The following is a 23,506-nucleotide window of genomic DNA, read 5'->3' as shown; positions in this document are numbered from 1 at the left end:
GCTATGAAGGGGCCCGCGCAAATACCCACTGAGACGTCGCCGCTGGCCTGGCTGGAAGCGGTGGAGTTGCAGCGCCGCGAGGCCGGACTGCGCCGCTCGCTGCGAACCCGGTCCGCGGTCAGCACCGAACTCGACCTGGCCTCCAATGACTACCTTGGTCTGTCACAACACCCCGACGTGATCGACGGCGGCGTCCAGGCGCTGCGGGTCTGGGGTGCGGGTGCCACCGGATCGCGCCTGGTCACCGGGAACACCGAACTGCATGAGCAGTTCGAGGCCGAACTCGCCGACTACGTGGGTGCGGCTGCCGGGCTGGTGTTTTCTTCGGGCTACACCGCCAACCTCGGAGCGGTTGTCAGCTTGTCCGGCGCGGGATCGTTATTGGTGTCCGACGCCTATTCGCATGCATCCCTGGTGGACGCCTGCCGCCTGTCCCGGGCGCGGGTGGTGGTCACCCCTAATCGCAATGTCGGTGCCGTCGAGGCGGCCTTGGCGGCACGCGAGGAAGAACGTGCCGTCGTCGTCACCGACTCGGTCTTCAGTGCCGACGGGGCGTTGGCTCCGCTTCGGGAACTGCACGACGTGTGCCGTCGCCATCGTGCGTTGCTGATCGTCGACGAGGCACACGGTCTCGGCGTTCGTGGTGCCGGCCGTGGACTGTTGCACGAAGTCGGGCTGGCCGGCGCGCCCGATGTGGTGATGACGACGACGCTGTCCAAGGCGCTCGGCAGCCAGGGAGGTGTGGTGCTCGGACCGGCCGAGGTGCGGGCACACCTGATCGACGCGGCGCGGCCGTTCATCTTCGACACCGGGCTGGCGCCGGCCGCAGTTGGTGCCGCGCTCGCGGCATTGCGGCTGCTCAAGACCGAGACGTGGCGCCCGGACGTGGTACTCGCACACGCCGCGGAACTGGCCCGGGTGTGCGACGTCCCGCAGGTCCCTCAGTCCGCGGTGGTGTCGGTGATCCTCGGTGACCCGGAGGTCGCGCTGGCGGCGGCGACGGCGTGCCTGGAAGCCGGCGTCAAGGTCGGTTGCTTCCGGCCACCGACCGTGCCCGCCGGAACGTCCCGACTGAGACTGACCGCACGCGCATCGCTGAGCGCCGAGGAACTCGACCTGGCGCGGCGGGTGCTCACCGGAGTGCTTGGCGGTCCCGCCCAGGCGCGCGCTTGACCGTCCTGATCGTCACCGGCACGGATACCGGCGTCGGAAAGACGGTCGCGACCGCCGCGCTGGCGTCGCACGCTCGTCAAGCCGGCATCGATGTGTCGGTGTGCAAGCCCGCTCAGACCGGCATTCAGGATGGCGACGACGACCTGGCCGAGGTGCGCCGACTCTCCGGGGTAACCGAGCTCGCCGGGCTGGCGCGCTACCCGATGCCGATGTCACCGGCGGCGGCGGCCGAGCGCGCCGGGCTGGACTTGCCGACCCGGGATCAGGTGCTGCAGCTGATCCGGGGGGTGGACCGCGCTGGACGATTGACCCTCGTCGAAGGCGCCGGCGGGCTGTTGGTCGAGCTCGCGGCCGGGGGAGTCACCTTGCGTGATCTGGCCGTCGACCTCGAGGCCGAGGCGCTGGTGGTGGTGAGCGCCGGCCTGGGCACCCTCAACCACACCGCACTGACGTTGGAAGCTCTCGCCGCCAAAGGTGTCACCTGCGCCGGACTGGTGATCGGCAGCTGGCCGGCAGAGCCCGGACCGGTGCAGATCTCGAACCGTTCGGCGCTGGACGGAATGGCTCCGGTCCGGGCTCTGTTGCCCGCCGGAGCGGCGGCGGACACGGACTTCGGGGCCATCAGTGCGGCGGCGTTCAACCGGGACTGGGTCACGGCGTTGGTGCGCTGATGGTGCACTCGATTGAGCTGCTCTTCGACCCCGTCACCGAGGCAACGCTCCGGCGGATGTGGGATGAGCTTGCCGCACTGAATAAAGACGGCACTGCCGTGCGGATTCCGCCCGGTCGTCCGCACGTGACCGTGGCCGTGGCTCGACGGATCGACGCCGACGTCGACGAGCTCCTTGCGCCGGTGGTTCAGCAACTGCCGCTGCGCTGTGTGATCGGTGCGCCCGTGTTGTTCGGCCGGGGCCGCAAACCCGGCGAGGTGGTGCTCACCCGACTGGTGGTGCCGTCCCGGGAATTGCTGGAGTTGCACGCCAAGGTGCACCGATTGTGCGGTTCGCACCTGGTGCCGGAACCGATGCCCAACAGCTTGCCCGGTCAGTGGACCGCGCACGTCACGCTGGCCCGCCGGGTGGCCGGTGACCATCTGGGGCAGGCGCTGGCCACCACCGAACTTCCGGTGCAGTTCGAAGGTCGCTTCGCCGGAATGCGCCGCTGGGACGGCGACCAGCGGGTGGAGCACACGCTCAGCTGAAGTGAGCTGGCGCGCCCTTGACCTGCTCGAGGGCCTGGTCCACCCGGGCGTGCCGCTCGTCGACGGTACGGCCCAAGTCCTGCAGCAACAGCGGTTTGCCCATGACGAGGTCGACCAGGTGAGCGCGCTCGATCTGCAGCGCGGTCACTTCTCCGACGGCGTGTGCGTCGGTCAGGTTGGGTTGGCGGGTCAGCGCTGTCACCCCGAGGAATGAGCCTTCGTCCAGCGTGCCGACCACCACCGTCGGCTCGCCTCGAAATACCGCGGTCAATCGCACGCTGCCCTCGACCAGGAACGTGATCTGGGTCGGCACTTCCCCTGCGCGTTCGACGATTTCGTCCGCCGCGTACCGAACGATCCGGGCGTGCGGTTCCAGCACCTGCTGATCCGTCCGGCTCAGCCGCAGTGCGGGCGCCGCGACGGTCCGCAGCGCCGTCTCGACACGCTCAGCCGTTGAGAAGTCGTCGTCCTTGCCGTCGAGATGAAGACCTTCACGGCGGGCGGCGTACCAGAGCCAGCTCAAGAATGTGCCTTGCGCCGCGGAGTCATCAGCCGGCGATTTCAGTGTGACGGTGAGCCGATATTCGCCGCTGCCGGTCGGTCTCGCCGTGGTCGCTCCGTCGATCTTGCGCTGTGGCAGGGCGTTAGCGATCCGGGTCAGCAGTGCGCACACCTGGTTCGGAGGATCGTCGGCCGAGAAGGTGGTGGTGATCACCAGGACGTGCCCGGCGGGCGAACGACTGAGATTGGTGAACGAGGTTGTGGCGAGCACCGAGTTCGGCGTTATCTGCAGTCCGCGACCGGTTTGGATGTGGACGGCACGCCAGTTCGCCTCCACGATCCGGCCGCTCGCGGCGGGGGTATCCAGCCAGTCGCCGATGCGGAAAGGTTGCTCGAACAGCATGAACAGGCCAGACACGATCTGGCCGACGGAATTCTGCAGCATCAGGCCGATGACCACCGACGTCACGCCCAGCGCGGTGAATATCCCGCCGACGCGCACACCCCAGACGAACGACAGGATCGCCGCCAGACCCACACCGATCATCAAGAATCGGGTCACGTCGAGGAAGATGGCCGGCACTCGCTGGCGCCAGGATCCCTGCGGCGCGCCCTCGAACACCGTCGCGTTGAGGCCGGCCAGTAACGACACCAGCAGCACGAAGCCGAACACCGTACCGAGCAGCCGCACCGAGGTGAACTCGGCCGGCATCCTCGCCACTTGAACGAGCAGTACCAGCAGTGCGCCGAGTGGAATCAGATAGCTGCGCAGCAGCAGGACGGGCCGCGAAAGCGGACTCTTCTTGCGGGCGAGACTGTGGTGCCACTCGGTGAGTCCGATCAGCAGCAGCGGCAGTCCGACCACCAAAGCGGCGGCCCACCAGAGCGATGGCACGTCGAGGCTGTTCACCGGTCCTCCGACAACTGCCAGATCTGCTGATCGGTGCCGTCGACGGTGATGCTGCCCACCAGTGTGAATTGCCGAATGTCGCGCATCACCTCGTATACCGGTGAGGTGACGTAGATCCCCGAATGGTTTGTGCTGCCGCGCATCTGGTGGGCCAGGTGAACCGCTGCGCCCCACATGTCGTACACCATGTTCGACCGCCCAACCAGCCCACTGGTGACGTTGCCAGTGTTGACGCCGGCGCGCAGCGCCAGGTGGTGGCCCGTCTTGCTGTTGAACCGCTCGATGATGCTCTGCATTTCGAGGGCGAATTCAACGGTGCGGTGCACGCTGTCCAGGCGCGGAAAGTTCAACCCACAGCTGGCGAGGTAGCCGTTGTGCAGTGTGCGCATCGGTTCGACGCCAAGGGCTTCTGCGGCGGAGTCGAGTTCCTGGATCAGGTCATCGACGATGCCCACCAACTCCTCGCCAGAAAGATTGTTGGAAATATCGTCGAGTCCGACGAAGTCGGCGAAGACGACGGTGACATCTTGGTGCTCCTGAGAAATGGTTTCTTCGCCATCCCGGTAACGCTGCGCCACCGATTCGGGCATCAATGAGCCGAGCAGGCGGTCGTTTTCCTTGCGCTGTTCGGTCAGCAGATCTTCTTTGATTCGCAAATTGCGACTCATATCGTTGAATGCGTCGGTGAGGTCGCCGATTTCGTCACGCGATGTCACCGGGACAACGACGTCGTAGTTGCCGGCGCTGACTTCCTGGGTGCCGGCCTGCAGCCGTCGGATCGGCCGCACGAATACCTGGGCCACCAGCAGTGCGCCCACGCAGATGGCGAAAACCATTGCTGCCGTTGCTAATATCAGTGTTTGGGTGACTGACACGAATTGCGCGTTGGCTTCGGCGGTTTCCCTGGTCGCCAAGATCGACCAATGCAGGTCGGAATTCGGTAGAGACAACGGGGCATATGCCACCAATTCCCGACGACCGAGGTAGTCAGTGTCGATCATGGTTCCGGTGAGTCCGCGTTGCGCGGCGCGGACCGCAGCAGTGGCGACGGGCTGGACCAATGTCGTTCCGCGCCAACTGATCGCCTTGGCCACGGTTGCGGCTGGTGTGCCTGCCGCGACCGCCAGTGTCTTGTACTCCTGCGGATCTTCCAGAAATAGCCGCGAATCCGACCGCATCAAGTTGTCGGGACCGGCGAGATAGGTCTCTCCGGTCTTTCCCATCCCATTGGCTTCCCATTGCTGGTCAGCGGTCATGATGCGGTTGACCTTGGAAATCGGCAACGGAAGTGCCAGGACGCCTGCGGCTTTGCCTGGCGGGCCGATGGGTGCCACCAACCATGCGGTGGGCGCGTTGAGTTGAGGCGCGTAGGGCGCAAAGTCGGTCATCCACACGAAATCGATCGAGTTCGCGGCCAGCGCCTTGTCGTAGGCACCCCGCAGGTTGGACTCGCGGAACGGTCCGGTGAGGGCATTGGTGCCGAGCGCTGCACCCTTTTTCAGGCTGTACACGACATTGCCGCGGGTATCGAGCAGCAGCGCGTCGCGGTACTCGAAGCGGGTCGCGATTTCGCGGAAGTAGTCGTTGAACCGGGCATTCGCTGCAGACCAGGCGCTGCCGTCGCCGGCGTCATCCGACGCGGCGGCGTTCGGCGTTACCGTGTAGTGCGCCTGCAGGTATCGCTGCGAGTTGTTGCTCGGCAGTAACGCGTCCAGGTCCAACTTGGTGCCGGTTGCTTTGTCGATCGGCTTGATCAGTTTGTCGTTGTAGTAGGTCACCAGAGCCTGTTGCTGCCCCGGGTCGATAGTCGCATTTGCCAGTTGGTCGAAACCCGCCGTGAACGCCTGGACTGCCTCGAGCGCAGTTGATCCGCGACTGTAAACGACCAGCGAATTCGCGAGGTCGGAAAAGAGTCTCTCGATATCCCGCTTCTGCAACGCACGCAACTGGGTCATCCGCGCGGAAACCGCGGGCATCAGAGCGTTGCGGGCGGCCACGTATCCGACCACCCCGATCACGCCCAACGACATCAGGCTGGCGCTCAACAGCATCGCCATGACCTTGGACTGCAGGCTGAACCACGAAAGCACGCGCGGGCGGCGTCGCCAACCCTTGCGGACCGGCGGAACTTCGTTCTTGGGTACGGGCTCGGTCGAACGCCGCGAGGCCAAATGACTTCCTTCCACACGAGGAACTGCCCAGCAATTCGACCCTATCCCGGCCGCAACGGTCCGCGGCAGGGTCGCTTACCCGCCAAACAGCAGATACAGCCCGGTGAATGTGTAGCCGACCATGACCAGCATCATGGTGAGCTGGCCGGTGAGCTGGTTGTCCTCGGGCAGCAGTCGCAGTGCCTTATCGTGAGCCGCGATCACCGCAACGATGTGCCCGGTCACCACGCAGAGCACCTTGACGGTGGACAGCACCGCGGGGTGCATCGACAACACGTAGGCAACCTCTAGGTGCGCGAGACCTAGCAGATTCCATCCCAGGTCCAGGGGATCGGCCAGCGCGATCACTGCCTGCTGTCCGCGCTCCACAAGATAGGTGAGGTAGTGCGCGAAAATGTAGCCGACCACGATGGGTATCAGCGAGTGCGCCAGCTGGCCGGGCAATGCCCGGCGTTGTTCCGCATCGACTCCACCGGTCGCCCGTGCGGCAAGTGAAAAACTCAGGGCGACAACGGAAATGAAGAGAATCAAGCCCGCCGTCCGCAGCCCCGACGAGGTCAGCGCCTCAGGTATCCCAGCAGTGCTCCGGGCGACCCCGTCCGAGAAATTGCGCCAGGTCGGCGATGCCGAGAAGCTGTCGAACGCAGTGGACCCGAGCAGCACCGCCAGCATTAACACCACACCTGGTCGGACCGGCAGCGACGGCAGGTGGTCGAACGGATTGCCGACGACGATCTTGCCGGTCTCGGGATTTCGCCGGAACACCGAAAGCCGGGATACCGCCATGCTGTACACGCCGAACGGATCGGCCCGCGCCAGCCAGCGCTGTCCGCACAGCCACGCTCCGGCCAGCATGGCAACGGTATAAACCAGCAGCCACGTTTTCACCCCGGTCAGCGAGGCTGAATCGGGGCTGGCCAGCTCCATCCAGACGAAGGCGAACAGACCTAGCGCGGCGGGCCGGTATCCCCAGCTTTCGGGATAACTGAACCGTGGCCGGCTCAGTTCCGGCAGGACTCTCGAGCAGCAAAGCCGAAGCAGCAGATACACCGTGCGGGCCGGCGAGATCACCCGCCACACCGGCCCGATCAGGAGTGATAGCGCAACCAATCCGACCCAGAGCAACACATAGAACGCGCCGAGGAGGCCGTTCGCCTGCGTCTGGGGGCCGAATATCCCGGCCGTGAGCACCCAGGTCGCAAAGGCCAGCGCCAGGCCGGCGGCAGTCCAGCGGGTGACGCGGGCATCGACCAGAGCGGTCACCGCGTCCGGCAACGGGCGCCCCGGTTTGGCCGGGTCGAAGCGAGGCCGCTTCCACGCGAACGCCACCAGCGCGAAGGTGAATGTCAGCGCCCATGCCGCGCCGATCAGCGCGAAGGTATAGGGGACCGGGAGGTCGTTCGACCCGCCCAGGCCATGCGCCAGTACCGACGCGGGACTGCCGTCGGTCACGGCTGGACTTGGATGGTGGCGACCGTCCTCTTGAGATGGTGCAGTTCGACGTCGACCCTGCCCGGCACGTCCACGCTGAACTGGAACGTCTGGTTAGGCGCGGCGGCGACCTCGAATTTGTGATCGGGGACGGAGTGCACGTGCATCTCATCGGCGGCGTCGCTGGTCACCCGCAGGGTGATCTGCTCCTTCACCTTCGCCTGCAGCGTGGCATTGGTGGGCGTCACCTGGCCATTGGCGATCGTGACGTCGATCGTCAGGCCCGGCGATGTCGAGTTGCTGGCCGGATTGCTCGGCGAATTGCCGCCACAGGCAACCAGCGCGCAGGTCAGCGCCACCGCCGACAAAGCGGTGCGGGTCCGAGCTGCCATCGAGTCAGGCCGCCCGGGGCAGAGGATGCTTTTCTTCCTCGACCTTCTTGGGTCTGGTCACCTCAGCGTTGATCCGTCCGGCACCCCAGCTCAGGCCGGCGATGACCATCAGCGTGAAGACCAGCACCAGAATCGAGCCCGCGGTGAACAGCCACTCCGGCGCGTTGGGATCGCGTTCACGCTGCAGGATGGTGTTTTCCAGCACAAACGGTCTGGTGATCGACGCAGTAGCCGGCACCTCAGGGGCCGGTATCGCTTCATCGGCCGGCTCATAGATCGGCACGGCGGTCATCGTGTAGCCGTCCTGGACCCGCAGCAGCGTCTTCCAGGAGCCCCAGACCGGAATCGGTTCGGTGGTGCGATAGTGCCCCGGGCCGACCTTGACGAGCCGATCGATCAGCAGACCGCGGTTGTTCACCATCTTTCCCTGCCAGGAGGTGACCGACACCCAGTCCGGATTGTCCTTGATCAGGGTGGGTGGGTTGATCTGTATGTCGGCGGACACCATGCGCTTACCGGGCTCGCTGGGCAACTCGGTCAGATTGATGGTCGCGGTGTTCTTGCTCGGGATGACGATGTGCAGACCGTTTGCCACCGCGCCACCGATCACCAAAACCGTCGCGGCGACGACCGAGACGCTGATCGCCTTGCGAGGCAGTCGTTGCCCGGTCAGCACCATCCCCGTCAGTGCACCGCAGGTTCCCATCCCTACTGCCACCGGCACCGCCATGGCCAGGCCTTCGCCCCACATGGTGACCGGCCACGGGTAGTGGTAGACCGCCCCGATCCACAGTGACTCCAGCCAGAGCCCGACAGTTCCGACCAGCAGTCCGGAGACCGCACCGAACACAACCGGACGCTTGAACAGGGGAGTCAGCGCCACGATCTCGACTATCAGCGCCGGTCCGAGATACAGCGGGAACCAGTTGAGGGGAGCCCCTAGTATCGGCCCCACGATGAGCGCGACGCCCCCGCGCAACGCGAGTGCGAAAAGGGCTGCGATGACCGCCGCGCCCTTCCCCAAAGTCATGCGCGCAACCACCAACCCGAGCGCTGCCACACCGGCAATAAGCATCGGATGGTGCGATAGGCGGAACTGCTCGACGCCGAAGTCGTATTCGATCTGGTATACCGACAGACCGATCAACAGTCCGCCGCAGGACAGGTAGCGCAAGAATCTGACGAACGGCTTCTCGGGAGGCGCGTCCGGCAGCGCGCGACCGCCTTCGTACTCCAGCATGAGCACCGCAAACAGCGAGAGCCCCGCCCCGCCGATCATCATCAGGTGCGTCGGACCCCACAGGGTGACGTCCTGACCGAAGATGCGGTGCCAGATGTCGTCGAGCGGGAAGCCGATCAGCGCGTATGTTCCGCAACCGGCCATCAGCACGCCGCCGACCGGCGCGTGCCAGTTGTCGGTGATGCGCACCGGTGCGGGACCGGGCTCGTCGAACGGCAACACTATCGCGATCATGCCGCCCAGGAATATCCCGAACAGTCCGAAGATAATGAAGTAGTGCGCCGGGTTCGCCAACGGCCCGGGGTCGCGGCCTTCACCGATATGCCAGCTGACATCCCAGATGAATCCGAACAGGGCGCAGATGATTGACGAGGTGTAGACCAAGACCGGCAGCGCCACCCATGCCGGCCGTTTGAACTTGCCTGCCAGCCAATCGGAGAACGATCCCAGCCAACTGATGCGGTGAGTGCGATGGGCCGACCCGATCGCCAGCATCACCAGGGATATCACCGCTGCAGCGACCGAAAGCCCGATCACCTGGCCCAGTTCGGCGCCGCGCGCCGCAGGAGCCTCCGCAATTACCGTCAGTTCCACCGCGAACGCCTCCCGTTAAGCACCGCCGACGAAGTCGAAACACGGATGCCCAAAAGCAGGGCTGGTCAATCCTGCTTTTTGTCCGAGGTTCGACGATTGCGCACAGCTATATACAACACCACTCCAGCGACAATTAGCGCGGGACAAAACGCGGGAATTGCCAGCCAGATTCCGTGGTCTGCCATGTAGTCGACGCGCATAGTGGCTGTTTACCCCGCCTTACCCCGGCATAGACCTGCGACCCCAGCGACAGTGACCGACGGCCGAGCCTGCCCACGAGGCATCGGGACACGTCGCGACCGTTACCCTAACCTGAACACCGTTTCGGGTCAGGCCGCATCGAGTAGGCGGCTCGAGGAGACCGAAGAGACACAGCGGTTGGTCCGGCCAAGCACCGGATTCGACTGAGATGCAGGGAAATGATCACGATGCAGGGGAGTGCCCGTTGACTCAAGCACCAGTTCGACCGACTACCGACGCCGGCCAGGATGGCTTCAAAGGGATTGCAGCCGAGGACACTCCGACCGACATTCTTGCGGTGGCCCGCCAGCAGGTACTGGAGCGCGGCGAGGGACTGACGAAAGACCAGATACTGCAGGTCCTGCAGCTCTCCGACGACCGGCTCGAGGAATTGCTGGCGCTGGCCCACGAAGTACGGATGCGCTGGTGCGGCCCCGAAGTTGAAGTCGAAGGCATCATCAGCCTCAAAACCGGCGGTTGCCCGGAAGATTGTCACTTCTGTTCCCAGTCGGGTCTCTTCAAGTCGCCGGTACGTAGTGCGTGGCTGGACATCCCCAGCCTCGTTGAGGCAGCCAAGCAGACCGCGAAGTCCGGCGCGACAGAATTCTGCATCGTGGCCGCGGTCCGTGGGCCGGACGAGCGCCTGCTGTCTCAGGTCGCGGCCGGCATCGAGGCGATTCGCAATGAGGTCGAGATCCAGATCGCCTGCTCACTGGGCATGTTGACCGCCGAGCAGGTGGAGCGGCTGGCGGCGATGGGTGTGCATCGCTACAACCACAACCTCGAAACCGCGCGGTCGTTCTTCACCAATGTCGTCACCACCCATACCTGGGAGGAGCGCTGGCAGACGCTGTCGATGGTGCGCGAAGCCGGCATGGAGGTGTGCTGCGGCGGCATCCTCGGCATGGGCGAGACGCTAGAACAACGCGCGGAATTCGCCGCCGATTTGGCCGAGCTCGATCCCGACGAGGTGCCGTTGAACTTCCTCAACCCGCGGCCGGGCACACCGTTCGGTGACTTAGAGGTGTTGCCCGCCAGCGAAGCCCTCAAGGCGGTCGGCGCCTTCCGGCTCGCGTTGCCGCGGACCATGTTGCGGTTCGCCGGCGGTCGCGAAATCACTCTGGGTGACCTAGGCGCCAAGCAGGGAATCCTCGGCGGAATCAACGCAGTGATCGTCGGCAACTATCTGACCACCCTGGGCCGGCCCGCGGAAGCGGATCTGGAACTGCTCGACGATCTGCAGATGCCGATCAAGGCGCTGAACGCCAGCCTGTAATGGCCCGCGATCTGCCGGATCCGGTCGGGGCGGGGGTCTACAACGTGTATACCGGCGACGAGGCGGGCACCGCGGTGCCTACCGCGGCTCAGCTGGGGTTGGAGCCGCCGCGGTTCTGCGCCGCGTGTGGCCGCCGGATGATCGTCCAGGTACGGCCGGATGGCTGGTGGGCGAAGTGTTCGAGGCACGGTCTGGTGGATTCGGCGGAACTGGACGTCCAGCGCTGAAGGTCAGGCCGCACTCTTGCGACGCTATGCTCGCTGGGCGTGCGTAATCGGGAGGTGAGTGCGGGTGGAAGACGGGATGTCCCTGGCATCGGGCGGGGTATCGCAGGGGGCTCTGGACGTCGGATCCGGCCGAGTTCCGCTCCGGGCGGCGCGGACCAGCGCGCTACTCAGGGTGGTCGCCCGGTTGGTGGCGACCGGAGTGCTGGTCGGAGCGCTGTGGGCATGGATCGCTCCGTCCATTCATGCCGTGGTGGCCATCTCCCGCAAAGGTGAGCGGGTACACGACTACCTCGGCAGCGAATCGCAGAACTTCTTTATCGCGCCATTTCTGTTATTGGGCATGCTGGGCGTGGTGGCGGTGGTGGCCGCGGTAGCTGCGTGGCAGTGGCGCGCTCACCGGGGCCCGGAGATGGTCGGCGCGCTCGCCGTCGGGATGATCGGCGCGGCTGCGGCGGCGGCCGGCGTAGGGGCTTTGCTCGTTCGGCTGCGCTACGGCGTGTTGGACTTCAACACCGTGGTGCTGTCGTCAGGCGAGCACTCCCTGACCTACGTGCAGCAGGCCCCGCCGGTGTTTTTCGGGCACGTGCCGCTGCTGATCGCCGCCACTCTGCTGGTGCCGACGGGTATCGCGTCGTTGGTGTACGCCCTGATCACCAGCGGCACGTTGCGCGACGATCTGGGCGCACATTCGTCTTTCGACCTGCCGCCGGTGCCGCTACCGGCGGGCCCGACGGCACCCTGGTCATAACGCCACGGCGGGCGTCACGTCACAGCGGACGTCGGCGGATCTTTCTGCCGGTGATCACTTTGGCCGCGATCACGCCGAGTCGCGCCATCCCCGCGTAGGTCATCGGGTTGAACACGGTGGGCCATTTGGTCCGGATCAGGTGGTCGCTCAGCGGTCGCTCGGCGAAGCGGTCGATGAGCCAGCGCAGTGCCATCGGAGCCGACAGCGGGTGCAGCAGCATGTGCTCGTTGAACGCGTCCCGGTGGTAGGTGACATCGGCGCCGCCCGCGGAGTAGGCATCAGCCAGCGCGTCGATGTCGTCGACGCCGATCAGGTAGTCGTGCACGGCCTGGATGATCAGCACCGGCGGCGCGGGCACCGCGACGCCCAGTGTGGTGCTGTCGAATACGTGCGACACCGCAGGCGTGGCCAGAATGTCCTCGAGGGGTTCGTCGAGGAAGTCACCCATGTCCTTATTCGCCATCTTGATGACCGCTCCTGCGGTCGTCATCGTCTCGAGGCTCTCGAGCACCGCGCGGCCCTCTTCGCTGGCGTGTTCTTTGATCACCGCGTCGAGATCCGGGTAGGCGTGGGTGAGGGCAGCCACCACCAGCGCGGGCAAGCCCGCGAACAGGCCGCCATTGAGTCGCTTGAAGGTGTTTCCGAGGTTGCCGACGGGTGATCCGAGCACCGCGCCGACGATGTTCAACTCGGGTGCGTAATCGCCGCACAATTCGGCAGCCCAGGCGCTGGCCAACCCGCCACCGGAGTATCCCCACAGTCCGATCGGCGTCGACGGAGACAAACCGAGCTGGTCTGAGCTGAGTGCTGCCCGGATGCCGTCCAGGATGCGGTAACCCGGCTCGTAGGGCACACCCCAGAGTCCGTGCAGGCCTTCGTGGTCAGGAACTGAGACCGCCCAACCCTCGGCGACGGCGGCGCTGATCAGCAGCAGCTCCAGCTGGGTCAAGGATCCAATGGCCTTCGCCCGGCGCCGCAGCGCGTAGGAGGGGAAGCACCGCGACGAGATGGCGTCGATTGCGCACTGGTAGGAAACCAGCGGAATCGTCTTACCCGGCGCGGATTGGGCCGGCAAGAGGACCGTTGTCACCGTTGCTTCCGGGTTTCCATTCACGTCCGTGGTCCGGAACAGCAGTTGGGTGGCTGTGATGGACTGGCGAATCACACCCAAGAACGCCAGTTCGACGTCGCGTGAGCGCAGCACGGTGCCCGGTGCGGCGTGCTGAAAGCCGGCCGGAGGCTGATAAAACGGGTCATCCTTCGGCATCAGCGGGCGGACCTTGCGTTGCAGTGCCTCGTGCGGGGGACGGCCGATCCAATCCGCGCCGGACGCGCCTACTGCTTTTGCGAGCTCCACCATCAACGTTCCCTTCAAGTTTCGAGTCCACGGCGGCGTCCTCGCACTGCTCACAATCCCATCAAGCGGGGTGGCGGCGTCGTCAGCCAGTCACAATTCAGTGCCGGCGTCTGTCACACGCCAGCCTTTTCTTAAATATCTCTTAAGCAATGTACAGGCCGCATACGCCTGCTCGAAACCAGCGCGCCGCGTGGTGCTTATCACGAAGCCGCTGCCCGAGGCGGCCGTCATTAGCTCCCCAGGCCAGCGCACAGGCTGGTCAGGAAGCTGGTAAGGGCCGACACCAGGATCCGACAAGTAGTAATTGCCGTGTTTGTATCCCTATCCATTATCGCCGGAGATTCGCGGGCTCGGATCACTATTTCCAGAATGGTCGAACCCTCGTGCCTGAAGTGGAGGCGGCGGTTCAGCCGGGAGGTCGCAGCGCGGCAAACTCGTCGGTGACTCGTAGCTGTGAGTCGGTAAAGCGATACAACGCCGCCGGTCGGCCACCGCTGCGGCCCGGCTGGGCGATGGTTCCGGTCTGCGTGATGACTTTGCGACGCACGAGCACCCGCTGCAGATTCGTCGCGTCGACCTGGTAGCCCAGCGCGGCGCCGTAAATGTCACGCAGCGTGGATAGCGCGAATTCCTTTGGTGCCAGAGCGAACCCGATGTTCGTGTAGGACATCTTTGCGGCCAGTCTGGTGCGTGCGTGGGTCACCATCGGGCCGTGGTCAAACGCCATCGGAGGCAGTGAGTCCACCGGATGCCATCGGGTGTCCGGTGGTAACTCCGGGACGGCGGGGGAGGGCACCAGTCCCAAGAAGGTGGACGCGATCACCCGGGCGCCGGGCACCCGGTGCGGGTCGGAGAACACCGCAAGCTGTTCGAGATGCGACAGTTCGCGCAGATCGACTTTCTCGGCGAGTTGGCGGCGGACCGAGCTGATCATGTCCTCGTCGTTGCGCAGTGCCCCGCCCGGCAGTGACCACGCGCCCCGTTGCGGTTCCTGTGCGCGCTGCCATAACAGGACGTTCAACTGTGGTTTTCCGGCGTGCTTTCCCGCTGTAACCATCCGAACCTGGAACACGACTGCAAGCACTTCGTGGGCGGTGCTACCATAAGACATGTTTTCGATTATAAGTCGAAAACCTCCTGGGTGCGAAAGGAGCCTCCATGACGGTCTTAAATCGCATGGAAACGCTGGCCACGCGTCGAGCGCAAGCGCAACAAAGCTGGGCGCCGCGGGTCGGCGCCATCGGCAACGAGTTGGCGGACCGCATCGTCAGTACGCCCACCGGCTATGCCGGAGTGGAGGGTGACGCGCAGTGGGCGGCCGAAATCCGCCGGTTGGCTCGCCTCCGTGGCGCCACCGTCCTGGCACACAACTATCAGCTGCCGGCGATCCAGGACGTGGCCGACCACGTAGGGGATTCGCTGGCGCTGTCGAGGATCGCGGCTGAGGCTCCCGAGGACACCATCGTGTTCTGCGGCGTGCACTTCATGGCCGAGACGGCCAAGATCCTCAGCCCCACCAAGACGGTCCTGATTCCCGACCAGCGTGCCGGGTGTTCGCTGGCTGACTCGATCACCGCCGACGAACTGCGCGAATGGAAGGACGAGCACCCCGGGGCGGTCGTCGTCTCCTACGTCAACACGACGGCGGAAGTGAAAGCGCTCACCGACATCTGCTGCACGTCGTCCAACGCGGTCGACGTCGTCGCCTCCATCGACCCCGATCGTGAGGTGCTGTTCTGCCCGGACCAGTTCCTCGGCGCCCACGTGCGCAGGGTGACGGGTCGCAAGAACCTGCATGTGTGGGCCGGCGAGTGCCATGTGCACGCCGGAATCAACGGTGACGAGCTCACCGAGCAGGCGCGGGCGAACCCCGACGCGGAGCTGTTCGTGCACCCCGAATGTGGTTGTGCCACTTCGGCGTTGTATCTCGCCGGGGAAGGCGCATTCCCCGCGGAGCGGGTCAAGATCCTGTCCACCGGCGGCATGCTCGACGCCGCGCACGAGACACGCGCCCGCAAGGTGCTGGTCGCCACCGAGGTCGGGATGCTGCATCAATTGCGCAGGGCGGCACCGGAAGTCGACTTCCAGGCAGTCAACGACCGCGCATCGTGCAAGTACATGAAGATGATCACCCCGGCGGCCTTGCTGCGATGCCTGCTGGAAGGCGCCGACGAAGTGCACGTCGACCTCGACGTGGCGGCGGCGGGCCGGCGCAGCGTGCAGCGGATGATCGCGATCGGCCAGCCGGGCGGTGGCGAATGAGGAAAGCTCCGCAGTGGCGGAACGACGCCGACGTCGTGGTGATCGGCATGGGCGTCGCCGGGTTGGCGGCAGCCTTGGCGGCTCACCGCGCCGGCCGTCGCGTCGTGGTGCTCAATAAGGCGGCCCAGACCGGCGGCGTCACCGCGACGCACTACGCCCAGGGCGGCATCGCGGTCGTGTTGCCTGACCAGGACGATTCGATCGACGCCCACGTCGCCGACACCATGGCGGCGGGCGCAGGTCTGTGCGACGCGGACGCCGTCTACTCCATTGTCGCCGACGGCTACCGCGCGGTCGCCGAATTGGTTGGTGACGGAGCGCGATTCGACGAAGCGATGCCCGGCCGCTGGGATGTGACACGCGAAGGCGGACACTCGCGGCGTCGCGTCGTGCACGCAGGTGGCGACGCCACCGGCGCCGAGGTGCAGCGTACGCTCGACCAGGCCGCCCGCGGGCTGGACATTCGCAGCAGCCACGTGGTGCTGCGAGTGCTGCACGACGATGCGGCGGTGACCGGGGTGTTGGTGAGCCGCCCGGATGGCTTGGGCATCATCAGCGCCCCCTCGGTGATCCTGGCCACCGGCGGGCTCGGGCAGCTGTACAACGCGACCACAAATCCCGATGGCTCCACCGGAGACGGCATCGCGCTGGCTCTGTGGGCCGGTCTGGCGATCAGCGACCTCGAGTTCATCCAGTTCCATCCCACGATGCTTTTCACCGCTGGGCATGCTAGCGGAAGGCGTCCGCTGATCACCGAAGCCATCCGTGGCGAGGGTGCGATATTGGTTGACAGCAAAGGCAATTCGATTACCGCGGGTGTTCACCCAATGGGTGACCTGGCTCCGCGTGACGTCGTCGCGGCCGCGATAGACGCGCGCCTGAAGGCGACCGGCGACGTGTGCGCGTACCTCGATGCCCGTGGCCTCGCAGGCTTCGAGTCGCGGTTTCCGACGGTCACCGCCGCGTGCCGGGCTGCCGGTATCGATCCGGTCCGTCAACCCATCCCGATCGTGCCGGGCGCGCACTACAGCTGCGGTGGCGTGGTGACCGACGTCCACGGCCAGACAGAGTTGCCTGGGCTGTATGCGGCGGGTGAGGTGGCGCGTACCGGCATGCATGGCGCAAATCGGCTGGCCTCCAATAGCTTGCTGGAGGGTCTGGTCGTCGGCGGTCGCGCCGGAAAGGGTGCTGCCGAGCACGCCGTGGCGGCGGGCCGCTCGCGCGCGCGGATGCCCGAGCCGATCGCCCACACCGCGCCAGCGCGAGTTGATCTGCAACAGGCGATGAGTCGTGACGCCTCAGTAGTGCGGGACGCCGCGGGCCTGCACGGTCTGTCCGAGATGCTTGGCGACGCGCCGACGCGCATCGTGGCCGACCGTCGCGATGTCGAGGATGTGGCGCTGGCGCTGGCCGCTCGGACGGTGGCGGCGGCCGCGCTGGCCCGAACCGAAAGCAGGGGCTGTCACCACCGCGGCGATTACCCGGTTGCCGGATCCGAGCAAGGGCGTAGCAGCTTGGTCCGACTGGCCGGCAACAGCGCCGATGTTGTGCGGGTGGAAGCGCTGGCGGCGGTGGGCTGATGATCCTCGAAGACGCTGAGCGCAAGGACGCCGTCGAGATCATCCGGCGCGGTCTCGAGGAGGATCTGCGCTACGGACCGGACGTCACCACCCTCGCGACGGTGTCCGCCGGAGCCGTCGCCACCGCATCGATGGTGCCTCGGGAGTCCGGAGTGATCGCCGGTGTGGATATTGCGTTGCTGGTGCTGGAAGAGGTGATCGGCGGCGACGGCTACCAGGTGCTGCACCGCGTCGAGGACGGCATGCAAGTCAAGTCCGGTGAGTCGGTGCTGACCGTCCAGGCCGAGACGCGGGGCCTGTTGACCGCGGAACGGACCATGCTGAATCTGGTGTGTCATCTGTCCGGCATCGCGACAGTCACCGCGGCATGGGTCGATGCCGTGCACGGGACCAAGGCCCAGATCCGTGACACCCGCAAAACCCTGCCCGGCTTACGCGCGCTGCAGAAGTACGCGGTCCGGGTCGGCGGCGGCAGCAACCACCGGCTGGGCCTGGGCGATGCGGCGTTGATCAAGGACAACCACGTCGCGGCGGCGGGATCGGTGGTCGAGGCGTTGCGGGCGGTGCGCGCCGCCGCTCCCGAATTGTCGTGTGAGGTCGAGGTGGACTCGCTCGAACAACTCGACGAGGTGTTGGCCGAAATGCCCGAGCTGATCCTGCTGGACAACTTCCCGGTGTGGCAGACGCAGATGGCGGTGCAGCGCCGAGACGCGCGGGCGCCCGAAACCCTGCTGGAATCCTCCGGCGGGCTCAGCCTGGAGACCGCCTCGACCTACGCCTCGACCGGTGTGGACTACCTCGCCGTGGGCGCACTAACGCACTCGGTACGTGTTTTGGACGTCGGCCTGGACATGTAGCTACTCGTCGGGCGGCACGGGCTCGGGAGGGGGTTTTCGGTTCACCCGCACGGCGAATCGCGGCAACCGTCTACCCGGCGAGCGGTGGCCGATGTAGTCCCATTCCAAGCTTTCCCAGAGTTGCCAGCCTCGCCAGCGGGCGAGCAGGCAAAGTGTGGCGCCGACGAAGGTCGCAACCAGGGTGCCCGTCGTTGAATGCCCGAGGTAGTTGAAGGCCATCGCGGCGACACTGGCGACTATGGCGCAGGTGGCATAGAGCGTGTTACCGCCGAAGATCAGTGGCGTCCGCCGGACCGCAAGGTCGCGCAGCGCGCCGCCGCCCACTGCGGTGATGGTGCCCAGCAGGATTGCCGGCAGCCAGCCCAGACCCACGTCCAGCGTCTTCTGGGTGCCCGCCGCGGCCCAGCAGCCCAGCGCCAGGGCGTCGACCACCGGGAAGGTCAGGTCCCAGAACCGGTCATGGATCGGGGCGAGGAACGCGACGATGGCCCCGGCGATGACGGCCAGCGTATAGAAATAGTCGGTCAGGGCCGCCGGTGGTCCGTGCTGCAGGAGAGTGTCGCGGATCAGTCCGCCACCGAGGCCGGACAAGGTTGCCAGCGCGGCGAATCCGATCGGGTCCAGGCGGTATTCGCGTGCCACGATTCCGCCGAGGATCGCGTTGCCGAAGACTCCGGTCACGTCGATGACCCGGAGGAGTTCACCAACCGCGTCGGTCACGCAAATACGTTAAACCGTCAGCAGCACGCGGGCGGCGACCTTGGCGGCGTTCAATGCGGCCGGGCTCCCAGTGGTTCGCGACAGGATCAGCGCTCCCTCGATCAGCGAGATCACCGCGAGCGCGACTTGTTCGGCCTGGCTGGACGACCACCCGTCGTCGCGCAGTCGTTCCTCGACCGCTGCGCACCAGCCGCGGAAGGCGCGCGCGGCGGCGTCGCGGACGGCCGGGTTCGCATGCACCGCCTCGGTGGCGAGCGGTTCGATGGGACAGCCGTCGCGATGGTCGCCGACCAGGCCCGCCGCCAGAACGTCGATCCAGCGATCGACGATGTCGGCCGCCGGCCTGGTGCTGGCGAACAACTGGCGCAGCAGTTGCTCGATGCCGGCGCCCGCCTGATCCACCACCGCGGCCGCCAGCTGCTGTTTGCCCTGCGGGAAGTGGTGATACAGCGAGCCCGGCTTGACGTTCGCCTCGTCCAGAATCTGGCTCAAGCCGGTCGCCGCGTATCCCTGTCGGCGGAAAAGGGTGGCCGCATTGTCGATGAGCGCTGCGCGGCTGCGGTCGGGTCTCGGCACAGTCTTGACTTTACTTGAACGATCGCTCAACAATGTTGCGATGAGGCAACTAACCCACGTCGAGACCGGGCGCTACGCGTGGACTGACGTCGCCGATCTGACGATTTCGACGCCCGGTCAGGCCCTGGTCCGTCCGCTGGCGGTGGCCTGTTGCGACCTGGATGTCTGGGTCTCGGAGGGTGGCCTGCCGCTGCCGCCGGGATACGCGGTCGGGCACGAGGGGGTGGCCGAGGTCGTTGCCGTCGGCGACGACGTGACCAGCGTGCGGGTGGGCGACCGGGTGGTCGTGCCGTTCCAGATCAACTGTGGGACCTGCCGCGAATGTCAGCGCGGAGTCACCGGCTCGTGTGGGTCCCTGCCGTTGTTGGCGATGTACGGGATGGGCCCGATCGCCGGGCTGGACGGCGGAGGTTTCATGTCGGACCTGGTGTTGGTGCCCTATGCCGACGCGATGCTGGTCCCGGTACCGGACGGGGTCGATCCGGTCGCCATCGCCTCGCTGTCCGACAACATCCCCGACGGCTGGCGCACGGTTGGGCCGTTCGCTGCCGAACTGGCCGGCCTTGATGAGGTGGATCGCCGGGTGTTGGTGGTCGGCCGGGTTTCGATCGGGTTGTATGCGGCGGCGTTCGCAACCGCCCTCGGCGCTCACGTCGATTACGTCGACACCGATGTGCAGCGGTTGGCGGCTGCCGAGAAACTCGGTGCGACCGTCCACGACCGGCCGAAACCGGCCAAGGAGTGGACGCCCTATCCGGTCACCGTCAACACCACTGCCAATCCGGCGTTACTTTCGGCGACGCTACGCGCGACCTGGCCCGATGGCGTGTGCACCGATACCGGGATCTACTACCAACCGACTGAGATGGCCCTGTTGCCGCTGTACACCCGGGGTGTCCGTTTTGTCACCGGTCGGGTCAACGCACGTGCCGCCATTCCCGAGGTTCTGGCGCTGCTCGCCAGCGGGTGCGACTTATCACCAGTGGTGGATCGGGCGGTGCCCTGGGAAGACGCGCCGGCGGTTTGGCCTGCGATGACCGGCAAGACCGTTTACGTCAGGGAGTGAGACCGCGCGGCCGGCTCAGGCGATGTCGGCGACGAAAATCGCCATCCGGCGCAGCTGCAGCTTCGCCAGAGTGGGAAGGCCCTCGCCATCGGCGCCGGCTTCCAGGATCCGGGGATTGGTGACGTGCACGACTCGGCGGGCGTATCGCACGTCCGCCTGACCCGCGGCGAGCACATTCTTCACCCAGTCGGTCTTGCCGTGACCGAGCGCGATTGTCAGCACATTCCCTTTGCGGTAGGTGGTGACGATGGTCTTGAACTGCTTGCCGGACTTGCGGCCCCGATGCTCGATCGTCGCGGTGCCGGGCAGATAACGAGCGATCGGCTTCAGGGCCGGGTTGAGGTATTTGACTTGGATGTTCTCGAACCACACCGGGTAGACCATCGGAATGCCGGGTGCGTGGTTCGGGTGCTGGTCGCGGGCGGGCATGGCTGGCTCCTCCTACCTCGGGCCTGGCTCGTAACCGGCACTGTACCGGCCGGTCGGATAATGACTTGAGCTGCTCTGGGACAATGGTCCCTGTGACGACCCCCGGCTTGAGAGAGCCCACACTGCTTGCCCGGATTGATTTGCGGGGTGCGGACTTGACGGCGGCGCGGCTCCGCGCCGCGCTGCCGCGCGGTGGCGTCGATGTCGAGACCGTGCTGCCCAAGGTGCGGCCCATCGTGGAGGCCGTCGCCGAGCGGGGAGCCGTGGCCGCGCTGAACTACGGCGAAGAGTTCGACGGCGTCCGGCCTGCGGCGGTCCGAGTGCCGGATGGCGCGCTCGAAGCGGCGCTCGTCGGCCTCGACGACGACGTTCGCGACGCCCTGCAGGTGATGATCGAGCGCACTCGCGCGGTGCATGCCGACCAGCGGCGCGCTGACACGACCACCACGCTCGGCACGGGCGCCACCGTCACCGAGCGCTGGGTTCCCGTCGAACGGGTCGGCCTATACGTGCCCGGCGGCAACGCGGTGTACCCGTCCAGCGTGGTGATGAACGTAGTGCCTGCACAGGCCGCCGGCGTCGGATCACTGGTGGTCGCCAGTCCGCCGCAGGCAGCTTTCGGCGGTCTGCCGCACCCGACCATCCTGGCCGCGGCCGCGCTGTTGGGCGTGGACGAGGTGTGGGCGGTCGGCGGGGCGCAGGCGGTGGCGCTGCTGGCCTACGGCGGCACCGACACCGGAGGAGCAGAACTCGCGCCCGTCGACATGATCACCGGCCCCGGCAACATCTACGTCACCGCCGCCAAACGGTTGTGCCGATCCGTGGTCGGTATCGACGCCGAAGCCGGTCCGACCGAGATAGCCATCCTTGCCGACCACACCGCAGATCCCGCACATGTGGCCGCCGATCTGATCAGCCAGGCCGAACACGACGAGATGGCCGCCAGCGTTCTGGTCACTCCCAGCCTCGAGTTGGCCGAAGCGACCGATGCCCACGTGGCCGCTCAACTGCAGACCACCGTTCACCGCGAGCGGGTGACCGCGGCGCTGTCCGGCCCGCAATCGAAGATCATCCTGACTGACGACCTTGATGCCGCCATCGCAGTCGTGAATGCCTACGCCGCCGAGCACCTGGAGATACAGACCGTCGACGCGACGGAGGTCGCCGGCCGGATCCGTTCGGCGGGAGCCATTTTCGTCGGACCGTACGCTCCGGTCAGTCTCGGCGACTACTGCGCTGGCTCCAATCACGTGCTTCCCACCGCAGGCAGTGCCCGCCACTCCAGCGGACTCTCCGTTCAGACCTTCCTGCGTGGCATCCACGTCGTGGACTACACCGAGGCCGCGCTCAAAGATGTGTCAGGGCATGTGATCACGCTGGCCAAGGCCGAGGATCTGCCGGCCCACGGCGAGGCGGTCCGCCGGAGGTTCGAGCGATGAGCGCGTCTAGGCCGACTCTCGATGATCTGCCGCTGCGCGACGATCTGCGAGGCAAATCCCCATACGGAGCACCGCAACTCGCGGTACCCGTGCGGCTGAACACCAATGAGAACCCGCATCCGCCCACCCAGGCCCTCGTCGACGACGTGGTGCGGTCGGTAGGTGACGCGGCAGCAGATCTGCACCGCTACCCCGACCGGGACGCGGTCGCTCTGCGTACCGATCTGGCCGCCTATCTCAGCACTCAGGTCGGAACACCTGTGGGCGTCGAAAATGTCTGGGCGGCAAATGGATCCAATGAGATCCTGCAACAGTTGCTGCAGGCTTTCGGCGGACCGGGCCGCAGCGCCATCGGTTTCGTGCCCTCGTATTCGATGCACCCGATCATTTCCGACGCCACCCGCACCGAGTGGCTGGAAACGGTACGCGCCGAAGACTTCAGTCTTGACCTGGACAAAGCGGTCGCGGCCGTCGCCGAACGCCAGCCCGACGTCGTCTTCATCGCCAGCCCGAATAATCCTTCAGGTCAGAGTATTTCGCTGTCGGACTTGCGCAGGCTGCTCGAGGTGGTGCCGGGAATCCTGATTGTGGACGAGGCCTATGGCGAGTTCTCGTCGCAGCCCAGTGCGATCACGCTGGTCGAGGAATACCCGACCAAATTGATCGTCTCGCGCACGATGAGTAAGGCGTTCGCCTTCGCCGGCGGTCGGCTTGGCTACCTGGTGGCGACACCCGCCCTGGTAGACGCCATGCTGCTGGTTCGGCTGCCCTATCACCTGTCCTCGGTGACGCAGGCGGCCGCACGTGCGGCGCTGCGGCACGCCGATGACACGCTGGGCAGCGTCGCCACGCTGATCGCCGAACGCGAACGTGTGTCAACGGCTCTGATCGGCATGGGTTTTCGGGTCATTCCCAGTGATGCGAATTTCGTATTGTTCGGCGAGTTCGCCGACGCACCGGCCGCCTGGCAGCATTACCTGGACGCCGGGGTCTTGATTCGAGACGTCGGCATTCCCGGCTATCTGCGCGCTACCACCGGACTGGCCGCGGAGAACGATGCCTTTCTGCGGGCGAGCGCACAGATCGCCGCCAACGAATTTGCGACCACTTCCTAGG

At 66.0% G+C, this 23,506-nt stretch carries 22 protein-coding genes; 12 read left to right on the top strand and 10 right to left on the bottom strand.

Going from position 1 to position 23,506, the window contains the following annotated elements; genetic code table 11:
* The first annotated feature begins 3 nt into the window (after positions 1-3).
* Genes ACZY1I_RS28740 through ACZY1I_RS28730 form a run of 3 tightly spaced genes read left to right on the top strand, consistent with a single transcriptional unit; the run spans position 4 to position 2,374 of the window.
* On the top strand, positions 4-1,173 hold the full coding sequence (locus tag ACZY1I_RS28740; RefSeq protein WP_463760626.1) for an 8-amino-7-oxononanoate synthase: 1,170 nt from the start codon (positions 4-6) through the stop codon (positions 1,171-1,173).
* Entirely contained in the window at positions 1,170-1,844 is a 675-nt protein-coding gene (gene bioD / locus ACZY1I_RS28735) for a dethiobiotin synthase (protein ID WP_463760623.1), read from the top strand. The genes ACZY1I_RS28740 and bioD overlap by 4 nt, the downstream gene beginning before the upstream one ends.
* The gene (locus ACZY1I_RS28730; RefSeq protein WP_463760620.1) at positions 1,844-2,374 is read left to right on the top strand and encodes a 2'-5' RNA ligase family protein; all 531 of its coding nucleotides are present in this window, start codon (positions 1,844-1,846) and stop codon (positions 2,372-2,374) included. The genes bioD and ACZY1I_RS28730 overlap by 1 nt, the downstream gene beginning before the upstream one ends.
* Here the strand turns inward: ACZY1I_RS28730 and ACZY1I_RS28725 are convergent.
* The 5 genes from ACZY1I_RS28725 to ACZY1I_RS28705 form a co-directional block, all read right to left on the bottom strand.
* Positions 2,367-3,785, bottom strand: a complete 1,419-nt coding sequence (locus ACZY1I_RS28725; protein WP_463760617.1) for a mechanosensitive ion channel family protein — start codon at positions 3,783-3,785, stop codon at positions 2,367-2,369. The two genes, ACZY1I_RS28730 and ACZY1I_RS28725, sit on opposite strands and share 8 nt — an antisense overlap.
* Complete coding sequence (locus ACZY1I_RS28720) at positions 3,782-5,956, bottom strand: adenylate/guanylate cyclase domain-containing protein (protein WP_463760613.1); 2,175 nt, start codon at positions 5,954-5,956, stop codon at positions 3,782-3,784. Before ACZY1I_RS28720 ends, ACZY1I_RS28725 begins: the two co-directional genes overlap by 4 nt.
* Positions 5,957-6,031: 75 nt before the next feature.
* Positions 6,032-7,408, bottom strand: a complete 1,377-nt coding sequence (locus ACZY1I_RS28715; protein WP_463760611.1) for a hypothetical protein — start codon at positions 7,406-7,408, stop codon at positions 6,032-6,034.
* Positions 7,405-7,779, bottom strand: coding sequence for a hypothetical protein (locus tag ACZY1I_RS28710; protein WP_463760607.1), 375 nt, complete (start codon positions 7,777-7,779; stop codon positions 7,405-7,407). Before ACZY1I_RS28710 ends, ACZY1I_RS28715 begins: the two co-directional genes overlap by 4 nt.
* 4 nt (positions 7,780-7,783) lie before the next feature.
* Positions 7,784-9,565, bottom strand: a complete 1,782-nt coding sequence (locus ACZY1I_RS28705) for a hypothetical protein (RefSeq protein ID WP_463760765.1) — start codon at positions 9,563-9,565, stop codon at positions 7,784-7,786.
* A gap of 493 nt (positions 9,566-10,058) precedes the next feature.
* Between ACZY1I_RS28705 and bioB the strand changes: the two genes are divergently transcribed.
* From bioB to ACZY1I_RS28690, 3 genes are all read left to right on the top strand, one after another.
* Positions 10,059-11,129 carry a biotin synthase BioB gene (gene bioB, locus ACZY1I_RS28700; RefSeq protein ID WP_463760604.1) on the top strand — a complete coding sequence of 357 codons (1,071 nt, stop codon included), beginning with the start codon at positions 10,059-10,061 and terminating at the stop codon, positions 11,127-11,129.
* The gene (gene bsaP, locus ACZY1I_RS28695; protein WP_463760601.1) at positions 11,129-11,356 is read left to right on the top strand and encodes a biotin synthase auxiliary protein BsaP; all 228 of its coding nucleotides are present in this window, start codon (positions 11,129-11,131) and stop codon (positions 11,354-11,356) included. The genes bioB and bsaP overlap by 1 nt, the downstream gene beginning before the upstream one ends.
* A gap of 64 nt (positions 11,357-11,420) precedes the next feature.
* Entirely contained in the window at positions 11,421-12,104 is a 684-nt protein-coding gene (locus ACZY1I_RS28690; protein WP_463760599.1) for a DUF2567 domain-containing protein, read from the top strand.
* Positions 12,105-12,123: 19 nt separating this feature from the next.
* On the opposite strand, the gene ACZY1I_RS28685 is transcribed toward ACZY1I_RS28690, so the two are convergent.
* Both ACZY1I_RS28685 and ACZY1I_RS28680 read right to left on the bottom strand, forming a co-directional pair.
* Positions 12,124-13,464, bottom strand: a complete 1,341-nt coding sequence (locus tag ACZY1I_RS28685) for a lipase family protein (RefSeq protein ID WP_463760595.1) — start codon at positions 13,462-13,464, stop codon at positions 12,124-12,126.
* A gap of 403 nt (positions 13,465-13,867) precedes the next feature.
* Positions 13,868-14,572 carry an NUDIX hydrolase gene (locus ACZY1I_RS28680; RefSeq protein ID WP_463760591.1) on the bottom strand — a complete coding sequence of 235 codons (705 nt, stop codon included), beginning with the start codon at positions 14,570-14,572 and terminating at the stop codon, positions 13,868-13,870.
* A gap of 47 nt (positions 14,573-14,619) precedes the next feature.
* On the opposite strand from ACZY1I_RS28680, the gene nadA reads away from it, so the two are divergent.
* From nadA to nadC, 3 genes are read left to right on the top strand one after another with little or no spacing between them, the layout of a single operon-like run.
* Positions 14,620-15,723 carry a quinolinate synthase NadA gene (gene nadA / locus ACZY1I_RS28675; protein ID WP_463760589.1) on the top strand — a complete coding sequence of 368 codons (1,104 nt, stop codon included), beginning with the start codon at positions 14,620-14,622 and terminating at the stop codon, positions 15,721-15,723.
* A complete protein-coding gene (locus tag ACZY1I_RS28670) occupies positions 15,720-17,303 on the top strand; it encodes an L-aspartate oxidase (RefSeq protein ID WP_463760587.1) in 1,584 nt (527 codons plus the stop codon). The genes nadA and ACZY1I_RS28670 overlap by 4 nt, the downstream gene beginning before the upstream one ends.
* A complete protein-coding gene (nadC, locus tag ACZY1I_RS28665; protein ID WP_463760585.1) occupies positions 17,303-18,160 on the top strand; it encodes a carboxylating nicotinate-nucleotide diphosphorylase in 858 nt (285 codons plus the stop codon). The genes ACZY1I_RS28670 and nadC overlap by 1 nt, the downstream gene beginning before the upstream one ends.
* On the opposite strand, the gene ACZY1I_RS28660 is transcribed toward nadC, so the two are convergent.
* Positions 18,161-18,880: a trimeric intracellular cation channel family protein gene (locus ACZY1I_RS28660; RefSeq protein WP_463760583.1), complete on the bottom strand. Its 720-nt coding sequence runs from the start codon at positions 18,878-18,880 to the stop codon at positions 18,161-18,163. It abuts the gene before it with no gap.
* A 9-nt stretch (positions 18,881-18,889) separates the two neighbouring features.
* Complete coding sequence (locus tag ACZY1I_RS28655; protein ID WP_463760581.1) at positions 18,890-19,456, bottom strand: TetR/AcrR family transcriptional regulator; 567 nt, start codon at positions 19,454-19,456, stop codon at positions 18,890-18,892.
* 40 nt (positions 19,457-19,496) lie between these two features.
* Between ACZY1I_RS28655 and ACZY1I_RS28650 the strand changes: the two genes are divergently transcribed.
* Positions 19,497-20,522, top strand: coding sequence for a zinc-dependent alcohol dehydrogenase (locus ACZY1I_RS28650; RefSeq protein ID WP_463760578.1), 1,026 nt, complete (start codon positions 19,497-19,499; stop codon positions 20,520-20,522).
* A gap of 15 nt (positions 20,523-20,537) precedes the next feature.
* Here the strand turns inward: ACZY1I_RS28650 and ACZY1I_RS28645 are convergent, their stop codons facing one another.
* Positions 20,538-20,951, bottom strand: a complete 414-nt coding sequence (locus tag ACZY1I_RS28645) for a nitroreductase family deazaflavin-dependent oxidoreductase (RefSeq protein WP_463760576.1) — start codon at positions 20,949-20,951, stop codon at positions 20,538-20,540.
* A 122-nt stretch (positions 20,952-21,073) separates the two neighbouring features.
* Here ACZY1I_RS28645 and hisD point away from each other — a divergent pair, with 122 nt between their 5' ends.
* Positions 21,074-22,390, top strand: coding sequence for a histidinol dehydrogenase (gene hisD / locus ACZY1I_RS28640; protein ID WP_463760763.1), 1,317 nt, complete (start codon positions 21,074-21,076; stop codon positions 22,388-22,390).
* Positions 22,387-23,505, top strand: coding sequence for a histidinol-phosphate transaminase (locus ACZY1I_RS28635; protein ID WP_463760574.1), 1,119 nt, complete (start codon positions 22,387-22,389; stop codon positions 23,503-23,505). The genes hisD and ACZY1I_RS28635 overlap by 4 nt, the downstream gene beginning before the upstream one ends.
* Position 23,506 lies beyond the last annotated feature (1 nt).

The sequence above is a fragment of the Mycobacterium sp. IDUB_37 genome (genome assembly GCF_055419245.1).
Note: the sequence above shows the minus strand (reverse complement) of the source record. Positions and strands in the feature narration are given on the sequence as shown.